The sequence below is a fragment of the Thermogemmatispora sp. genome (assembly GCF_042408735.1).
Lineage (GTDB): Bacteria > Chloroflexota > Ktedonobacteria > Ktedonobacterales > Ktedonobacteraceae > Thermogemmatispora.
The window spans coordinates 1-17504 of record NZ_JBHOQV010000042.1 but is presented as its reverse complement, the minus strand read 5'-3'; the positions used below and the strand labels follow the sequence as shown (position 1 = coordinate 17504).

The following is a 17504-nucleotide window of genomic DNA, read 5'->3' as shown; positions in this document are numbered from 1 at the left end:
AGGCTGCTGACGGCCTCTCTCGCTCTACTTCGCTTTTTTATTACCGGTCTTCTTCAATCTCGCCCCTTTTTATTGTGCCTCAAGAGCTGATACTATATTGATTCCAGTGCCCGGAAGTGTGTACGGCACTGGAATTTTTTTGACGGTCTCTAGCCAGGTGGTCACCGCCCACACCAGTCACAAGCTGCTCCCGCCTCTTCCCTTGCCATTCCATTGAAGACTCTTGACAAGAATCCAGGCGCTTGACATAATAACAGTCGATAGTAATGTCAATAAGGGATTCCTCCAAGGAACTGCAGCCTTTCTTGCAGGGCTGGCCCCAGCAATGACGACTCGCAGGCCGCAGCTCTGTCCTGCCAGTCCGATGTAGGAGCTGCCTGTCCCCTCTTTGGAGCCGCTGCTCATTAGCAGAGCTGATCTCAGAGCAGCGATTGCAGCTCATCACCCTCCAGCTTTGACCCTACAGGATGCAATCACCCAGGGACGCAATCCTGTGGCGGCCTGCTGAGCCTGAGATAGCTACAAGAGTCCCGCATCGACTGCTCTGCTATGCGAGCCAGAGTCAGTGACAGAGAGAGCTACCTGTGATGTTCAGTGTCGCAGGAGGATGATAAAGGCGACGAGGGAATCTGAGGAGACTCTGAGCCTGTAGCACTAGCTGAGCAAGATCTCTGTACATGAGAGAGGTAGCCGCGCGCGCTCAGCTGGAAGCTGAAGGAGTTACATGGCATGGAGCCAGCAAGGGGGAGAAGCGACGTAAGCGGCGGCCAGGGTGGGCTTGATCAGGGATGAGTCGAGAGGACCTACGTTTTGGGCGGAGGTCTACCAGCATCCAGCATAAGGAAAAGGAAATAGAGTAGAGGGCGAGAGCAGTGATGAGTCGGCTGGTAGTAGAGCTAGCTGAGTAGTTCAAGCAGTAGGGATCTGCGGTCGAGCTGTTCTACCACCAGTAGCAAGGAAGGCGAAGAGGCAGTTGATGAAGCAATGAAACAGGAGCGGCCAGGGACAACCACAGCCGGCCTGGTTGGACTCAGGCGCTCCCCGGCCCCTTTGGAGTTCCTATCCATCTGCAAAGCGAGGAGGATGACGATGACCAATCTTCTCTCCGATGAGATCCGTGCTCGCCTGCAAGACCATGAGCGCTGGCTCGCCTCCTCTCACACCCACGGCCAGCGCTGGCAGGCAAGCAACCTCGACCTCTCCCAGCTCGACCTGTCCGGCCGCCAGCTCCAGGACGCCTTCCTGCGCTCCTGCTCCTTTGACCACTCCCTGCTCGCTCACACCAACCTCTCCGGCGCCGTCCTCACCTCCTCCCGCTTCGACCACACCCAGCTGCCTGACGCCTCCCTCGCCACAGCTCTCTGCTGGCAGACCCACTGGGCAGGCGCCTCCCTGCCCCGCCTGCGCGCTGAGCGCGCCGACTTCTCCGAGGCCGACCTCTCCGGCGCCGACCTCTCTGGAGCCTCCCTGCGGCTGGCCCGCTTCGACCAGGCCCGCCTGCAGCACGCCTGCCTGCGCGAGGCCACCCTGCACCAGGCCTCCTTCTTCGGCGCCGATCTCACCGGCGCCGATCTCACCGGCGCCCGCCTCTGGGGCGCCTGCTTCTTCGGCGCTGTCGGCCTGGAGACCGTGCGCGCCGACTGGCTCGACCTGAGCCTGCCTGAGCGTCCCTTCCCCTGTAGCGGCGAAGCCGCCAACCGGTGGATTGGCTGGCTCGACCTCAGCGTCCTTGCACCCGAGTTGGGCTACTTGAACGACGACTTCTGGAAGAACCTCTCGGACAACCTCTGGGCAAACAAGTCCAGCTCCGGCTCCGACCTCCTCACCGGTGACACCATCCATCTCTGGCTCCAATGGATGGCCTCCCACCACACCAACCTCTTTCTTAACGAGGACCTGCAGGGGCATGAGCAATGGGTCGCCAAAATACCACCCCCGCTCAAGCAAAAGCAACTGGTGGATGGCGGCCTCGACCTGCACGGTCTCGACCTCTCCGCTCGCCTCCTCAGCCGGGTCCACCTGCCCGCCTCCAACTTCAATCACACCCTCCTCCGCCAGACCCTGCTCGACTGCTCCTATCTGGTCTCCTGCTCCTTCCTGCACGCCTCTCTCGACCAGGCCACCCTCTCCTGGTCCCTCTGCTGGAAAAGCCGCTTCCAACAGGCTAGCCTCCGCCACCTCGAGGCCCCCCACGCCTCCTTCTGGCTGGCCGACCTCTCCGGCGCCGATCTGTCCGCCTCCCAGCTCTCCCAGGCCGATTTCTCCTGCGCCACCCTGACCCAGGCTTGCCTGCGCGACGCCCACCTGCAGCACGCCTCCTTCTCTCAGGCCCACCTTGCCCACGCCGACCTGACCGGCGCTCACCTGTGGCAGACCTCCTTCGCTGGCGCCTCCGGCCTCGAGTCCGTGCGCGCCGACTGGCTCCTGATCGGCCCCCCTGAGCGACCCGAGCGCCTCTCCGGCGACCTCGCCCATCGCTGGCTCCTCCAGGCCGCCTCGGCTCCCCCCTCCCCCTCCACCTGACTCCCCACACCACCCCCTAGAGCGGAGGCCTTGTCGGAGCTGCGAGCAGGCGGCTACCCATGAACGCCGGACTCATCGAGGGCCAGCGCTGGCGACTCGCCGCCCCCTAATCACTCCAGCCCAGGCGCCCGACCCCAAAAAAAGAGCTGGTGGATTGCCTCTTTCTCCCCTGGCAGATCCACCAGCTTGTCCGTTTCCCCTCAAAGCAGAACTCATGGCTCCGCCACCGAAGGCGGCGACCAGCCGACAGGCTGCTCTCCTCGAAGAAAAGCAGATTTAGAGGACCGCCGCCGCTCTAAGCGCCAGATCCACCAACCAGAAAGGCAAGACCGTTCCCAAGGTCAACGTACCCAATGCCGCCAACCCCAGACCCAGCCAGGTTACCCAGCCTAGCGAGCTACCAGCCGGTGCCACCTCCTCAGCAACCTGCCCGTGTGCCTCGAGCACCTGCTCCGCCGCTGGAGCACGCCTTGTCCCCGCCTGAGAAGCAACCTTCACGGCCAGCGCCGCGCCAGGCGCCCCGCTGCCAGCAGCACCGCCACTACGGCCTGCCACAGTTCTCCCCAAAGGCCCAGAGACTCGCGAGCTTCCCCCTCTGCCCAGGCCAGCCACTGCCAGCGCTGGAGCCACCTCACGCGACTCTCCAGCCACCTCACGCACCGGCTCCATGAACATCGCCGCAATCAGTCGCAGGTAATAATACATCCCCAGCACACTGGTCAGCACACCGATCAGCAGCAGCTCCGCATGCCCTCCCTGCAACGCCGCAAGAAAGAGATAATACTTGGCAGCAAAGCCCGCCATTGGCGGAAAGCCCGCCAGCGCCAACAAGAAGAAAGCCAGAAAGCCAGCCAGCCAGGGACGCCGGAACCATAGACCTCGCAGATCCTCCACATCACAGCCACTATTATCAATCCGTTCCAGGGCACTCAGCACCCCGAAAGCCCCGAGATTAAGAAAGGCATAGCAGAGCAGATAAAACAGGATTGCCGCCAGCCCAGTCGTACCACCCACCACCACCCCAATCAGCAGATAGCCAGCATGCGCCACACTCGAGTAGGCCAGCAAGCGCTTCGCATTCTGCTGGACGAGCGCCAGCAGATTTCCCCCCACCATCGTCAGCACCGCCAGCGCCCAGACCACCACCTGCCAATCGGCAGCCACCGGCGCCAGCGCCACCACGAAGACGCGCGCAAAGGCCACCAGAGCCGCCGCCTTCGTTCCCACCGACATGAAGCCCGTCACCGGCGCTGGCGCCCCCTCATAGACATCTGGCGTCCACATCTGGAAAGGAATCGCCGACACCTTGAAAGCGAATCCCACCGTCAACAGCCCGATCCCGATGAGCAAGAGCGACGTACCCTGCGGATGAGCCTGCAAAAACTGGAGCACGCCCGGAAAAGCGCTCGTTCCCCGAGCGCCGAAGCGCGTTGTCCCCGTTGCACCATAGATCAGCGCCACCCCATAGAGCAGGAAGGCCGAAGCAAACGAGCTGAGCAGGAAGTACTTCATGCCCGACTCCTGCGAGCTTTGGCGACGCGTCACAAAGCCACAGAGAATATAGAGCGCCAACGACAACGTCTCCAGGCCCAGGAAGAGAGTCATAAAGCTTGTCGCTGCCGCCAGCAACATCATCCCAAGTGCCGCCGACAGGAACAGAGCATAGTACTCGCCCTGATGCACCAGCTTCAGACGCTTCAGGTAGGCAGGAGAGAAGATAATACCCAAACCGGCGGCAGCCAGGATCGCCAGATAGGCATAGAGCGATCCCCAATCAGAGCCGACCAGGCCAAAGAAAGCCCGTTGACCATCGCCGACCACAAAGAGCACAATCGTGGCCGCCAGCGCGCCCAGCACCCCCAGCAACGCCAACAGCGGCAGTATAAAGAAATTAGCCGCACCCCGCTCGCGAGGAGAAGGACCTGTCTGGGGCAAAAGCAGATCGACCAGCAAGACCAGCAAGGCCATGCCAGCCAGGACCAGCTCAGGCGCAATGCGGGCCCAGTCGGCAGCCGATGCAATATATGTAAACGACATAGCAGAACCTCGAGAACCTCACGACAAAACCTGTTACCGCTCCCTTCCGCTTGCCGCCCGACCGCCCCCCTTCCTCCAGCCCTCTAACCACCTAATGCTCCACAAAGAAGGTCAACGGCAGCGGATGCACACCGATATAAAAGATCAGCACCAGTAACGGCAGCAGGACCAGGAACTCGCCGATATCCATATCGGGCAGGCTCCCCTTGCGCTCAGCCGCCACCAGGGGGCCACCGGCCGGGCGCACACCCATCATGGCATTCTGCACCAGCCGGATCATATACCAGGCCGCCGGCACCACCACCAGCGTACCCAGCACGCCAAAAACCGTATTATTACGGAAGATCCCCAACAGGGCCAGAAACTCACCGGCAAAGCTATTCAGGCCGGGCAGACCCAGCGACGACAGACAAGCGATCATCAAGACGCTGGCCATAATTGGCAAACGGCGCGCCATCCCGCCGTAGTCCTCCAGGCGCCGCGTCCCCGTGCGTGCCTCCAGGAAGCCCACAAGCAGGAAAAGGGCCGCAATCGTAACGCCGTGGTTGACCATCTGCAGCACCGCCCCATCAATGGCCTGCTGACTGGCAAAGCCCTGAGCATTCAGGGCGAAGATTCCCAGCGTAATCACCCCCAGATGGCTGATGCTTGAATAGGCCAGCAGACGTTTCATATCGCTCTGCACCAGAGCCATCAGCGCACAGTAGAGAATGCCAATCACCGCCAGCGTCCCAATCAGCGGCGCCAGACGATGAGCCGCATCAGGGAAGAGCGTCAGACCATAGCGCAAGAAGCCATAGGCACCAGCCTTGGCCATCGCCCCCGCCAGCATAGCCGTCACGGGCGCCGGCGCCTCGCTGTAAGCATCCGGCAACCAGCTATGGAAGGGCACCAGCGGTACTTTGACCGCAAAGGCGGCAGCGAAGGCAAGAAACAGCCAGAGCTGCACATCGCTGCTCAGATGCCTCGAGCTGTTGAGGATCGTCGCCAGATCCAGCGTCAGATGCCCACCCACACGATAATAGTAGCCCAGGGCGATGACGCCGGCCAGCATCAGAAAGCTACCCACTGCCGTATAGAGCACAAACTTGATGGCCGCATAGACCCGTCGCGGGCCACCCCACCCGCCGACCAGAAAGTAAGCTGGGATCAGCATCAACTCCCAGAACACATAGAACAGGAAGAGATTGGTCGCCAGAAAGACTCCCAGCAGACCGCACTCCAGCAAGAGCATAAAGGCCAGGTAGGTGCGCAGCTTCTGCTCCACGCGGAACGAGGCCGCGATGCAGACCACCGTCAGCAGGGTCGTGAGAGTCATCAGCAAGACGCTCACGCCATCTACTCCCAGGCTGTAATTGATACCCAGGGCCGGCAGCCAACTCAGATGCTCCTGGAGCAAGAAAGTGACGTTGGCCACCGTTGGCGAAGCCTCGCCCACCACCAGCGGCACCGTTCCCACGGTGATTGCAGTCGGGTGCGGCTGGGCATAAGCCAGCATCACGCCGAGGGCCAGGAGCAGATCCAGCCAGGCCACCCCCAGCGCCGTCCAGCGGATAACATTGAGCCGCTCGCGCGGGAGCAGCAGCACGACAATACCGCCCAGCAGCGGCAGAAAAATGATCGTCGACAACATCGGGAACATGCCGGCTTACCCCCTCACGACATAGTAGAGAATAATCAGCACCACGCCAAGCAAGATCGCCAGCGCATAGTTGCGGACATAGCCGGTCTGCAAGCGACGCAGGCCCCCACTCACCAGCCCGAAGATCCGCGCCAGCAAGCGGCTGCCCCCATCAAGCACCCCACCCTCAAGCAGAGCCGAAGCCTGACGTCCCAGCCAGAGCAAGGGATTGATCAGAAGCGCAATGCCGATCTCGTCAACATAGTACTTGTTATAGGCCAGACGATAGAGCGGGTTACGGCTCTCCTTATAAACGAAGCCCTGGCCGTAGCGTCGCCAGGCGATCAGCAATCCGAGCAGAGCAAAGATCAGGCTAGCGCCAGTCGAGAGCCAGAGCAGACGCAGATTGCCCTCGGGAGCGCTGCCCAGAACCGGCGCCAGGAAAGCGTTCAGTGGCTGCCAGCGGCTATAGTTGAAGAGAGCAAAAGAGCCAACCAGGCCCCCGATCGTCGAGAGAATGGCCAGCGCCACCAGAGGCACAGTCATCACCGCCGGCACCTCGTAGATCTCATAGAGGGCCGCCTCACCACGACGGCGCCGTCCCGCCAGTGCCTTCACCTCTTCTTCTTCCTCCTCCTCCTCATCAACAGCATGCCCATGCTTCAGGGGGCCGGAGCCGCGATAGTGGCCCATGAAGATAGCGTAGAAGAGGCGGAACATATAGAGGGCCGTCAGCCCCGCGGTAAGCACACCCAGGCCCCAGAGACCATAGTACAGATAGCGCAAAGCCCCGCCCTCGCTGGTCGCCTGTGTCAGCAGGCTCCCCAGAATATCATCCTTGCTCCAGAAACCAGCGAAGGGAGGAATACCGCTGATCGCCAGCACCGCGATCAGGAAGGTCCAGAAGGTAATGCGCATGCGTTGGCGCAGGCCTCCCATCTCGCGCATATCCTGCTCGCCACCCAGAGCATGGATCACCGCCCCGGCTCCCAGGAAGAGCAGGGCCTTAAAATAGGCATGGGTCGTCAGATGGAAAATACCCGCGCTATAACTCCCTGCACTCTCCCCCATAAACATATAGCCGAGCTGGCTGATCGTCGAATAGGCCAGCACCCGCTTGATATCGAGCTGCGTCAGCGCGATTGTCGCCGCAAAGAGGGCCGTCAGGCCCCCGATCGCCCCTACGATCGGCAGCGCATAAGGCGAGAGCGTGAAAAGCACATGCGTGCGCGCCACCAGATAGACGCCAGCGGTCACCATCGTCGCCGCATGGATCAAAGCGCTGACCGGCGTGGGACCTTCCATGGCGTCGGGCAGCCACATATAGAGCGGCAACTGAGCCGACTTGGCCGCACAGGCCACAAAGAGCAGCAAAGGAATCGCCAGCGAGATCAGCGAGCCGAACTGCTGGCAGGAGGCCGCCGTCAACACCCCATAGCCGCTCGTAGCAGGAATACAATTCGGGCCGCCGTAGCCGTAGTCGACCGTATTGAGGTGCTTGAACAGCAAGAAGATTGCCAGCATCAAGCCGAAGTCGCCGATGACGTTGATCACCAGCGCCTTACGAGCGGCAGCCACCGCCGCCGGGCGCTGATACCAGAAGCCGATCAACAGGAACGAAGCCAGGCCCACCAGGCCCCAACCCACCAGCAGGAAGAGCAGATTATCCGCGCTTACCAGCAGCGTCATCGCAAAGATGAAGAAGTTCATATAAGAGAAGAAGCGCCAGAAGCCCGGATCATCTGCCATGTAGCCCGCCGAATAAATATGGATCAAGAGGCCGACCCCGGTAATCACCAGCAGCATCGTCGCCGAGAGCGGATCAAGCAAGAGGCCAAAGTGCACCTGCAGGTCGCCGGCGATCGCCCAGGTGTAGACCGTCGCATCGCTGACGCGCTGGCTATCGGGGTGGACACCCAGCAGGGAGAGAAAGGCGCTCAGGGCGAACAGGAAGGAAAGGGCCACCGAGCCCCAGGCAACAGTCAGAATCGCCGAGCGCGGCAAGGTCCTGCCGAGCAGCCCCAGAATGATGAAGCCCAGCAGCGGCGGGATCAGCACCCAGAGAAGAAGACTTGCCATCGCATTACCCTCGCAGCAGGTTCATCTCGTCCACGTCGATATTGCGCCGTGTTCGGAAGATGGAGACGATGATCGCCAGCCCGACCACCACCTCGGCGGCAGCCACCGTCAAGACAAGAAAGACAAAGACCTGGCCATCCGCCGAATCCAGGTAGCTAGAGAGCGTGACAAAGGCCAGATTGACCGCGTTCAGCATGAGTTCTATCGACATAAAGATAATGAGCGGATTGCGCCGCACCAGAACGCCGATGGTGCCGATGGTGAAGAGCAACGCGCTCACGATCAGATACCAGGATACCGGTATCGCAGTCATTCTTGTCAGCCTCCTCGCCGCGCCACACCTTATGCTCTTCTCTCCTCTTCTTTTCCCCTCAAGCCTTCCGCCCGAGAACCAGGGCTCCCAGGATCGCCACCACGATGACCAGGCTGGTCACTTCGAAGGCGAAGGAGAAACCGTGGAAGAGGGCCTGGCCGAAGGCTTGAATATTGCCCTGCTGAGCCACCACCTGCGAGAGAGCCTCCGAGCCGCGCGCACGCGCCGCCTCATTGAGCGGCGTTCCACTCAGGAGCAGGTAGCTTAGCGCCCCCACCAGAACCAGGCCCAGCACCGCCGCCACCCCACGCTGCCAGGGAAGCCGGTCCTGCAGGTCGGGATCACGCGGGTCAGCAGCCAGCATCGTCACCACGAAGAGGAAGAGCACCATGATGGCGCCGGCATAAATCAAAATCTGTACGATGGCGATAAACATGGCCCCAAGCTGCAGATAGAACATAGCCAGAAAGAGCAGCGTCAGAATCAGGCTCAGGGCACTGTGAACCGCGTTGCGAAAAAGAATCACGCCCAGGGCCGAGGCCACACTTGCCACAGCCAGCACGAAAAAGGAGATGATCAGCGCCGGTCCGCTCATAGCGGTCTATCCTCCTTACGCAAGTACTTGCGCCGATCCTCGTCCTGCTCTTCGTTACGCAGCAGGACCTCCGGCTGAGTCTGGGCATCCCCCAGGCCGACCGCGGCGGCGCTGGCCTGGGAGCCATCAAAGACATGGCTCTCCTGCGGCACCGGCTGCGGAGCCTCCTCCTCGGGCGGCGGCGGATCAAACCAGTAGGCTGCTGACCCCACCGTAGCCTGACCCAGCGGCTCTAGCAGCTGCTCCTTGTGGTAGATCATGTCCTCGGGATAGTAGGCCGCCAGCTTGTATTCACGCTCCAGCGTGATGGCTCCCGTCGGACAGGCAGCCTCGCAGTAGCCACAGAAAATGCAGCGGAGCAGGTTGACGTCAAAGACTTTGGCGTAGCGCTCGCCCGGCGAGACACGATGCTCTTCGGTATTCTCCTCAGCCTCGATGTAGATGGCATCGGCAGGGCAGGCGCCCGCGCACAGGAAGCAGCCAACGCAACGCTCCAGGCCGTTCGGGTAGCGGTGCAAGACGTGACGCCCACGAAAGCGCGGCGGTAGCTCGCGCTCTTGCTCCGGAAAGGAGACGGTCGTCGGCTTGCGCCCCATATTTTTAAGGGTGGTGGCTAACCCCTTGAGAATATCCAGTGACATGACTTCTTTCGCTGCCTCCGTGAGACGTGTTGATCTCGTCTCTTCTCTCTCTCACTCTCTCACTCACTCAGGCACTTCTCTTCTCTCTCGCCTGCAGGTCTCGTAGAAGCTGCCAGGCAGTCTCAGGAGAGCAAGCCCCCGCCCGCGTCTCCCCTCCCTCCGCCCTGCGAACCTGGCAGCTTCCTTCTCTCGATGCCCTGCTACTTTTTGACGAGCCTGCCCACTTCAGGCCGCCTCAGACCTGGACGCGACCATCCTGGAGCAGCGCCTGCCGTCCCTCAGCGCGCGCCACGGTGGCCTCACCGCCGCTGGTCAGCCCCATCTCGACCTCGATCGACTTGACCAGACGTACCGAGGGGGGCAAAAGCTCAGCCCCGGCCTTGCTGACAGCAAAGCGCGTCTGGCGACTGCGCAGCCAGGTAATGGCCAGAACCGCCCCAATGATCGCCAGGCCGATCAGCCCGTTGACCCACCACGGCCATCCCAGGGCTACACAGGCCGCACTCACCACCGCATTGAGCACTGCCAGCGGCAGCAGAAACTGCCAGCCCAGACGCATCAGGCGGTCGTAGCGAATGCGCGGCAAAGTGGCACGCAACCAGATGAAGAGGAAGAGGAAACAGGCCACCTTGAGCGCAAAGATCACGATCGAGAGCAGCGGGATGCGCTCTAGCCCGAAGAAGCTCCAGCCGCCAAAGAAGAGCGTTGAGGCCACGGAGCTGACCGTGATCATATTGATATACTCGGCCATCTGATAGAGGCTCCAGCGCAGGCCGCTATATTCTGTCAGGTAGCCAGCAGTCAGCTCCTGCTCGGCTTCCGGAAGATCGAACGGAGCGCGATTGACCTCGGCCACGGCGGCAATGATATAGATCACAAAGCCGAGGGGCTGGGCCGCAATGAACCAGATCCCTTGCTCCATCTGTTGATGGACAATACTGACCATGCTCAGGGTGCCAGCCCACATCAGTGTACCACTGAGGGCAAGCCCCAGGCTGGTCTCATAGGAAATCATCTGGGCGGCGCTGCGCAGCGAGCCAAGCAGCGAGTAGCGATTGCCGGAGGACCAGCCGCCGAGCACGATGCCATAGACGGCCAGCGAGGAGATCGAGAGAATCCAGAGCAGGCCGACGTTAATGTCGCCGACCCACGGATCCCAGACGCTCGGCTTGCCAGGTGTCCAGCTATTGCCAATCGGCACCACGGCGAAGGCGCTCAGTGCCACGACCACCGAAATGACTGGCGCAATCAGGTAGATGACCTTATGGGCCTGAGCTGGAATGATTTGCTCCTTGAAGGCCATCTTGATGGCGTCAGCCAGCGGCTGCAAGGCCCCGAAGGGGCCGGCGCGATTCGGCCCCAGGCGCCCCTGAATGCGCGCCACCACCCGCCGCTCGATCCAGGTCATGTAGGCGAAGATCGTCAAAAGGATTACGATCAAGATGGCACTCTTGACCAGCGAGGCCACAATGGGCAGCCAGGTTGCTTCAGACATGGGCCACCTCCACTTCGCCTGTGCGCACACCCTGCAGGCCCAGACCTTCCCAGGTCAGGCCCTGGTAGAGCGGATGGTGAGCAGCAATCTCGCGCAGGACGTCCTCCGGTCCCTCGTAGCTCCAGGGGTGCCCCAGCAGGGCCGCCAGATCCATGAGAATCTCCCAGTCGGCACGCGCCCCAGGCAGGGGACGCAAGGCCCGGCGAATGGCCTGCACGTGATGATCGACGTTCGTCATGCTGCCATCCTTCTCCGCATAGGTCAGAGCCGGCAGGACGACGTCGGCCTGCTGAGCGGTCTCGGTCAGCAGGATCTCCTGAACGACGATGAACTCCTTGCCGCGACGCAGATCGCCATCGGGGAGATGGCGCGCCGGATTAGCGCCCATGACGTAGAGGGCCTTGACGGCCTCACCAGTCAGCATCTCCTGGTAGCTCAGTCCCGCCGGCGAGGCCGGGCGATAACCAGGCAGGCTGTCGGGCAAGAGGCCCATGTCGCGCGCCCCCAGCGAGTTGGCGTCCTCGAAGAGCGGCCCCACCCCGGCGCCAGGCCGATCGATGTTGCCGGTGATCACCGCCAGCGCCTGCAGATCAGCGGCCAGATTGGCGCAGCCCGGGGCCAGAGTGGCCATTTCGTCGTAGAGGATCAGGGCCGCCGGTGCCAGCGCGATCTCGCGCGCCAGCTCGCGCAGCGCCTCCGTCACCTGTGCCCCACAGAGCGCCTCGGCCCGCTGCCTCTCCTGCTCTCTCCCCTGCAGGCGAGCCTGAACCTCCTGGCGGGGGTTGCGCAGATTCTCCAGACCCAGGGCCGCCTCCAGCATGAGGTGCGCCGCCGCTCCCGCTCCATGTTGGGGAAGGCGAATGACGCGCGTTGCCAGACGATCCAGCTCGGTCGGACCCTCGTTGACAATGTAGATCCTGGCGCCAGCCTTGAGGGCCTTCTTGATGCGCAGGTTCAGAATAGGCTGGCGCTCGTAGGGATCGGAGGCCACAAGCACGATGTGCGAGGCCCGCTCAAAGTCAGCAATGGCCGTCGTCAGCATCCAGGGGCGCCCGGTGAGCGGATCACGCGGCCCCGGGAAGAAGCCGTGATGATGATCGACGTTGGGCGTCTCCAGGACCTCACGCAGCAGCCTCTGGAAGAGATAAGCCTCCTCATTGGTAGTGCGCGTCGAGCCGATACCGCCGATCGCCTTCGGGCCATAGCGCTCCTTGATAGCCCGCAGCCGCTCGGCGATCAAGCCCAGCGCCTCACCCCAGCCCGCCGGCTCCAACGGACCACCCGGCTGCCGACGCACCAGCGGCGTGCGCAGACGCTGGGTATCGTTGACATAATCGAAGTCCCAACGCCCACGATCGCACAGCCAGCCATCGTCGATGGCGTCGTTGCAGCGCGACATCTGACGCATAATCTTGTCGACGCGCACGTCGATGCGCACGTTGCAGCCCACGCTGCAGTTATTGCACACGCTTGGAATGCGCTTCAGCTCCCAGGGACGAGCCTTGAAGCGATACTTCACCGACGTCAAAGCCCCGACCGGGCAGATCTCCACCGTGTTGCCCGAGAAGATCGAATCGAAAGCCTGGCCGGGGGCCGTACCGACCTCCATGCGGTAGCCACGGTTAATCATCACCAGGCCATTGTCCATCGAGATCTCGGAGCAGAAGCGCGTGCAGCGCTGGCAGAGAATGCAGCGCTCGCGATCGAGCAGCACGCGGTCGCTGACCGGGATTGGCTTGGGGTAATGGCGCTTGCGCAGATCGAAGCGCGTGGCCCCAGGACCGTGGCGCAGGGTGAAGTCCTGCAGATCACACTCGCCGCCCTTATCGCAGATCGGGCAGTCCAGCGGGTGGTTAATCAGCAGAAATTCCAGGGTGCCACGGCGCGCCTTGAGGACCTTCTCGGTCTTCGTATGGACGACCATGCCCTCGCTGACCGGCGTCGTGCAGGCCGTCTGCGGGGGCTTGGGCATTTTCTCGATCTCGACAAAGCACATGCGGCAGGCGCCCAGCGGGGGCATCTTGGGATGATAACAATAGATAGGGATCTCGATGCCCGCCTGCTTTGCCGCCGCCCAGACGAGCGTCCCGGGAGGTACGGCCACCGGGATGCCATCAATAGTCAGATGGACAAGTCCGTCGTTTTTTGCCTCGTCAGCCATAGCTTCTTCTATCCTTCACGCGGGAATGCCGCCACCAGCCAGCCGGTGGTGGTCACGCCGGCTTAGAGCGCAGCGGCAGCCGGCTTACGCGCCTTCGGCCCCACCTTGCAGCATCCCTCACGCACGTGATACTCGTACTCCTCGCGGAACAGCTTGATGCTGCTCGTGATCGAAGAGGTCGCCGCATCGCCCAGCGGGCAGAAAGACTTGCCGCTGATGTTATCGCAGATATCCAGCAAGAGATCGATATCGCTCATTTTGCCGTGGCCATGCTCGATGCGCTCCAGTAGCTGCACCAGCCAATAGGTGCCCTCGCGGCAAGGCGTACACTTGCCGCAAGATTCGTCGCGATAGAACTCGGTCATCCGCAGGACGGCGTCGACGATGCAGGTATCCTCGTGCATGACGATGACGCCGCCGGAGCCGAGCATGGAGCCGGCAGCGGCCACCGATTCGAAGTCCAGAGGGGTATCGATCTTATCGGCTCCCAGGATGAAAGTTGAGGAGCCGCCGGGAATGACGGCCTTCAGCTTCTTATCGCCAAGGATGCCGCCCCCGTACTGCTCGTCGTAGATCAGGGTACGCAGCGGCGTCCCCAGGGGCAGCTCGTAGTTACCTGGCTTCTTGACATGGCCGCTCAAACAGAAGATGCGCGTCCCCTTGCTCTTTTCCGTTCCAAAGGAGGCATACCAGTCGGCGCCGTTGCGCACAATAGCGGGCACCGTCGAGAGCGTCTCGCAGTTATTGATGACCGTCGGTCCGCCGTAGAGGCCGACGGCCGCCGGGAAGGGTGGCTTGAGGCGAGGATAGCCGCGGCGTCCTTCCAGCGATTCCATGAGGGCGCTCTCCTCGCCACAGATATAGGCTCCGGCTCCGCGGTGAACGATCACGTCCAGGCTGTAGCCGCTGCCCAGAATGTTCTTGCCAATGTAGCCAGCGGCATAGGCTTCATCGACCGCCCGCTGTACCTGGCGGGCGGCGTAGGCCAGCTCGCCGCGTACATAGATAAAGGCCGTCGAGACGCGGCAGGCGTAGCTTGTGATAATGACGCCTTCGACCAACTGATGGGGATTCTTCTCCATCAGCATGCGGTCCTTGAAGGTTCCCGGCTCGCTCTCGTCGCAGTTGCAGCACAGATAGCGCGGCTCGTTCTTGGCCAGAAAGCCCCACTTCATGCCGGTGGGGAAGCCGGCGCCGCCGCGCCCGCGCAGGCCAGACTTCTTGACCAGCTCGACGATCTCCTCCGGCTGATAGTCGCGCAGCGCCTTCTCCAGGGCCTCATAGCCACCGTACTGGCGGTAGACAGCGAGGCGGTCGATTCCGGGCACATCGAGATGTTTTGTGATAATCAGCTCTGGCATAGGACGCTTCCTTCACTCCAGCACAACATAGGTCGGGGGATCAGCAGCCGCCTGCACCCGACGGGCGCTGGCCCAGAACCTGGCTCTGGCTCTGGCCTCGGCCATCGCTGCGAAACTCGGCCTCCCACTGATCCACCAGGCGATCGACCAGCTCGGGCGTCAGATTCTCGACGAACTCATCGTTGACCTGCAGCACGGGGGCCGTGCCACAGGAGGCCAGGCACTCCACTGTCAAGAGCGTATAGCGGCCATCGGGGCTGGTCTCGCCCCGCCTGATACCCAGACGGCGCTCTAGCTGCTCGATCAGCTCGTCGCAGCCGCGCAGGTAGCACGAGATGCTATTGCAGACCTTGATCACCTTCTTGCCGGGCGGGCGCTGATAGTACATCGTATAGAAGGTCGCGACGCTCTCGACATCGTCGACCGTCATATTCAGGACCTCGGCCACCGCCTCCAGCGCGGCACGGGAGACGTAGCCCTCCTCGGCCTGGGCAATATAGAGCGCTGGCATCACGGCGGAACGGGCCACCGGATAGCGAGCTGCCAGCTCGCGCATGCGCTGCTTCGCCTGTTCTGAAATCATCGATCAACCTCACCGAGCACAATATCGATGCTCCCGATGGCGGCCACGACGTCCGAGAGCAAATTGCCCTCGACCATCCTGGGCAGGGCTTGCAGATTCGCAAAGGACGGCGCGCGCACATGCATGCGGTAGGGCCGAGCCGAACCATCGCTGACAATATAGAAGCCCAGCTCACCCTTGGGCGACTCCGTGCGCACGTAGACCTCGCCGGCGGGCGGACGATAGCCCTCGGTATAAAGCTTGAAGTGATGGATCAGAGCCTCCATGCTGCCGGTAATCTGCCACTTGGGCGGCGGCGCCACCTTCGGATTGGCCACGCGATGGCGCCCAGGCGGCATGCCCTCCAGCGCCTGATTGACGATGCGCAGGCTCTGCTCCATCTCCAGCATGCGCACCATATAGCGATCGTAGACGTCGCCATTGCTGCCCACCGGGATCTCAAAGTCGAACTGCTCGTAGCCGCTATAGGGGAAGGCTTTGCGAATATCCCAGGCCACGCCGCTGCCGCGCAGGGTTGGGCCGCTGGTGGCATAGGCGATGGCATCTTCCTTGCTCAAGACCGCCACTCCCCTGGTACGCTCCAGCCAGAGCGGATTGTTGGTCAGCAGGTCGTGATACTCCGCCAGACGATCGGGGAAGACGCGCGTGAAGGCGCGGACCTTCTCGTCGAAGCCGGGGGGCAGGTCGGCCTGCAGTCCACCGGGGCAGATATAGCTGGTCATCATGCGCACGCCCGAGACATATTCAAAGACATCCAGAATCATCTCGCGCTCGCGGAAGCAATAGAGGAAGACGCTCATCGCCCCCAGGTCGAGCGCGCTGGTGCCCAGCCAGACCAGGTGGCTGGCGATCCGCTGCAGCTCGGCCAGCAGCACGCGTGCATATTTAATCTTGTCGGTGATTTCGTCCTCAATCCCCAGCAACTTCTCCACCGCCAGCGAATAGCCCAGGTTATTGCACAACGGGGCCAGATAGTCCATGCGGTCCGTCAGCACCAGGGCTTGATGGTAGGTTTTGGACTCGGCGGTCTTCTCGATGCCGGTATGCAGATAGCCGATATCCGGCTCGGCCTTGACCACCGTCTCGCCCTCAATGGTCAGCATCAGGCGGAGCACGCCGTGTGTACTGGGGTGCTGCGGCCCCATATTGATGGTCATGGTATCCTGGCGCTGACCGCTCTCGGTTACCTGGCCTTCTTCGATGGTATAGCGCGTTTCTAGCTCCTGTTGCATAAGCAAGCCCTCATCGCTGCATGTCAGCCGGTTGCACTTCCGAAGCGAGCGAACGATCGATTCGGCCAGCCAGAGCGCCCCCGGGGACTGGCCCTCCTGGCTGCTCTCTGCTGCGCCCGCCCAGCTCCGCCAGCGGGTGCATCCCTCGTGCTCGACGCTCTCGCTGGCGCGGTCCCAGGCGCTTGGGACCGCTCCCTGTCAGCCGGGTTGCCTGCCTTCCTCTGCTGCTGGCGCTTCGGCTCTGGTCCGGCGCTCTCTCCTCACCGTCCGGCGCCTGTTTCCCTGTCCTCTCCTGCTCGCTCCTCCCCCTCCCTTCCTTCCTGGCTGGCAGATCAGCCAGCCATCGGTTCGGAGGGAGACCGCTGCGAGGAGCGCCGGGCCAGGGTTGGTCCGGTTCGGCTTGCGTCTGTCTCCCTTCCCGTTGCTGAGCGAGCGACGTGGGCCAGACGGGCGGAGCATGGGCACCGAGACAGGATGGGTCAGCCCATCCCTGTGTGTAATATAAGTAGGCAAGGAGTCAAGCGGGTCACAGCCTCCGCCCCCGAGGGCCTGAGTGAGCCACGGGCGGGCAGGAAGCCGACGTCGTTGCTTCCTTTCCTTCCATCCCCGCTTCCAACGAACGGACGGACAGCAAACCAGGCAGGTAGGCGAAGCCGCAGAGCAGATCAAGCAAAGGCAGCCGGCAAGGTGCTCACGCTCGCGGGGTACCCGGCTCTGGGTTCGTAGTAAAGGCGCTGCGACTCTCGTTCAGCTCGCGGCCCTGGGGGGTACGGAGGGTCTGGCGGCCAACGCCGGGGTCCACGTCATAGGGAACCTGACCGCCCCAGTGTGGTTCAGGCAGATCGAAGCCGGTCAGCGGATAA

The 17504-nt window shown here is 62.3% G+C and carries 11 protein-coding genes and 1 pseudogene; 1 reads left to right on the top strand and 11 read right to left on the bottom strand.

All coding sequences use genetic code 11. The annotated features are described in order from the left end of the window. Nucleotides 1–1089: 1089 nt before the first annotated feature. Nucleotides 1090–2523 carry a pentapeptide repeat-containing protein gene (locus tag ACFMO7_RS02610; protein WP_376793973.1) on the top strand — a complete coding sequence of 478 codons (1434 nt, stop codon included), beginning with the start codon at nt 1090–1092 and terminating at the stop codon, nt 2521–2523. A 276-nt stretch (nt 2524–2799) separates the two neighbouring features. Here the strand turns inward: ACFMO7_RS02610 and ACFMO7_RS02605 are convergent, their stop codons facing one another. From ACFMO7_RS02605 to nuoD, 11 genes and pseudogenes are all read right to left on the bottom strand, one after another. Then, nucleotides 2800–4560, bottom strand: a complete 1761-nt coding sequence (locus ACFMO7_RS02605) for an NADH-quinone oxidoreductase subunit N (RefSeq protein WP_376793972.1) — start codon at nt 4558–4560, stop codon at nt 2800–2802. A 91-nt stretch (nt 4561–4651) separates the two neighbouring features. Next, nucleotides 4652–6202 carry a NuoM family protein gene (locus tag ACFMO7_RS02600; RefSeq protein WP_376793971.1) on the bottom strand — a complete coding sequence of 517 codons (1551 nt, stop codon included), beginning with the start codon at nt 6200–6202 and terminating at the stop codon, nt 4652–4654. Nucleotides 6203–6208: 6 nt separating this feature from the next. Then, nucleotides 6209–8260 (bottom strand): NADH-quinone oxidoreductase subunit L, encoded by a 2052-nt coding sequence (nuoL, locus tag ACFMO7_RS02595; RefSeq protein WP_376793970.1) that lies wholly within the window; start codon nt 8258–8260, stop codon nt 6209–6211. Between the two features lie 4 nt (nt 8261–8264). After that, nucleotides 8265–8573 carry an NADH-quinone oxidoreductase subunit NuoK gene (gene nuoK, locus ACFMO7_RS02590; protein WP_376793969.1) on the bottom strand — a complete coding sequence of 103 codons (309 nt, stop codon included), beginning with the start codon at nt 8571–8573 and terminating at the stop codon, nt 8265–8267. 58 nt (nt 8574–8631) lie between these two features. Then, nucleotides 8632–9168, bottom strand: a complete 537-nt coding sequence (locus tag ACFMO7_RS02585; protein WP_376793968.1) for an NADH-quinone oxidoreductase subunit J — start codon at nt 9166–9168, stop codon at nt 8632–8634. Beyond that, nucleotides 9165–9815: pseudogene (gene nuoI / locus ACFMO7_RS02580) on the bottom strand (NADH-quinone oxidoreductase subunit NuoI); the annotation flags it as partial. The gene ACFMO7_RS02585 and the pseudogene nuoI, both read right to left, overlap by 4 nt. Before the next feature lie 229 nt (nt 9816–10044). After that, entirely contained in the window at nt 10045–11304 is a 1260-nt protein-coding gene (nuoH, locus tag ACFMO7_RS02575; protein ID WP_376793967.1) for an NADH-quinone oxidoreductase subunit NuoH, read from the bottom strand. Continuing rightward, on the bottom strand, nt 11297–13465 hold the full coding sequence (nuoG, locus tag ACFMO7_RS02570) for an NADH-quinone oxidoreductase subunit NuoG (protein ID WP_376793966.1): 2169 nt from the start codon (nt 13463–13465) through the stop codon (nt 11297–11299). Before nuoG ends, nuoH begins: the two co-directional genes overlap by 8 nt. A gap of 62 nt (nt 13466–13527) precedes the next feature. Then, nucleotides 13528–14826 carry an NADH-quinone oxidoreductase subunit NuoF gene (gene nuoF, locus ACFMO7_RS02565; RefSeq protein WP_376793965.1) on the bottom strand — a complete coding sequence of 433 codons (1299 nt, stop codon included), beginning with the start codon at nt 14824–14826 and terminating at the stop codon, nt 13528–13530. A 40-nt stretch (nt 14827–14866) separates the two neighbouring features. Next, nucleotides 14867–15409 (bottom strand): NADH-quinone oxidoreductase subunit NuoE, encoded by a 543-nt coding sequence (nuoE, locus tag ACFMO7_RS02560; RefSeq protein WP_376793964.1) that lies wholly within the window; start codon nt 15407–15409, stop codon nt 14867–14869. Further along, nucleotides 15406–16566, bottom strand: coding sequence for an NADH dehydrogenase (quinone) subunit D (gene nuoD / locus ACFMO7_RS02555; RefSeq protein ID WP_376793974.1), 1161 nt, complete (start codon nt 16564–16566; stop codon nt 15406–15408). The genes nuoE and nuoD overlap by 4 nt, the downstream gene beginning before the upstream one ends. Nucleotides 16567–17504: the final 938 nt, after the last annotated feature.

Coding starts and splice junctions, on each gene's coding strand:
- ACFMO7_RS02610 (WP_376793973.1), top strand. CDS start 1,090: ATGACCAATCTTCTCTCCGATGAGATCCGTGCTCGCCTGCAAGACCAT.
- ACFMO7_RS02605 (WP_376793972.1), bottom strand. CDS start 4,560: ATGTCGTTTACATATATTGCATCGGCTGCCGACTGGGCCCGCATTGCG.
- ACFMO7_RS02600 (WP_376793971.1), bottom strand. CDS start 6,202: ATGTTCCCGATGTTGTCGACGATCATTTTTCTGCCGCTGCTGGGCGGT.
- nuoL (WP_376793970.1), bottom strand. CDS start 8,260: ATGGCAAGTCTTCTTCTCTGGGTGCTGATCCCGCCGCTGCTGGGCTTC.
- nuoK (WP_376793969.1), bottom strand. CDS start 8,573: ATGACTGCGATACCGGTATCCTGGTATCTGATCGTGAGCGCGTTGCTC.
- ACFMO7_RS02585 (WP_376793968.1), bottom strand. CDS start 9,168: ATGAGCGGACCGGCGCTGATCATCTCCTTTTTCGTGCTGGCTGTGGCA.
- nuoH (WP_376793967.1), bottom strand. CDS start 11,304: ATGTCTGAAGCAACCTGGCTGCCCATTGTGGCCTCGCTGGTCAAGAGT.
- nuoG (WP_376793966.1), bottom strand. CDS start 13,465: ATGGCTGACGAGGCAAAAAACGACGGACTTGTCCATCTGACTATTGAT.
- nuoF (WP_376793965.1), bottom strand. CDS start 14,826: ATGCCAGAGCTGATTATCACAAAACATCTCGATGTGCCCGGAATCGAC.
- nuoE (WP_376793964.1), bottom strand. CDS start 15,409: ATGATTTCAGAACAGGCGAAGCAGCGCATGCGCGAGCTGGCAGCTCGC.
- nuoD (WP_376793974.1), bottom strand. CDS start 16,566: ATGACCATCAATATGGGGCCGCAGCACCCCAGTACACACGGCGTGCTC.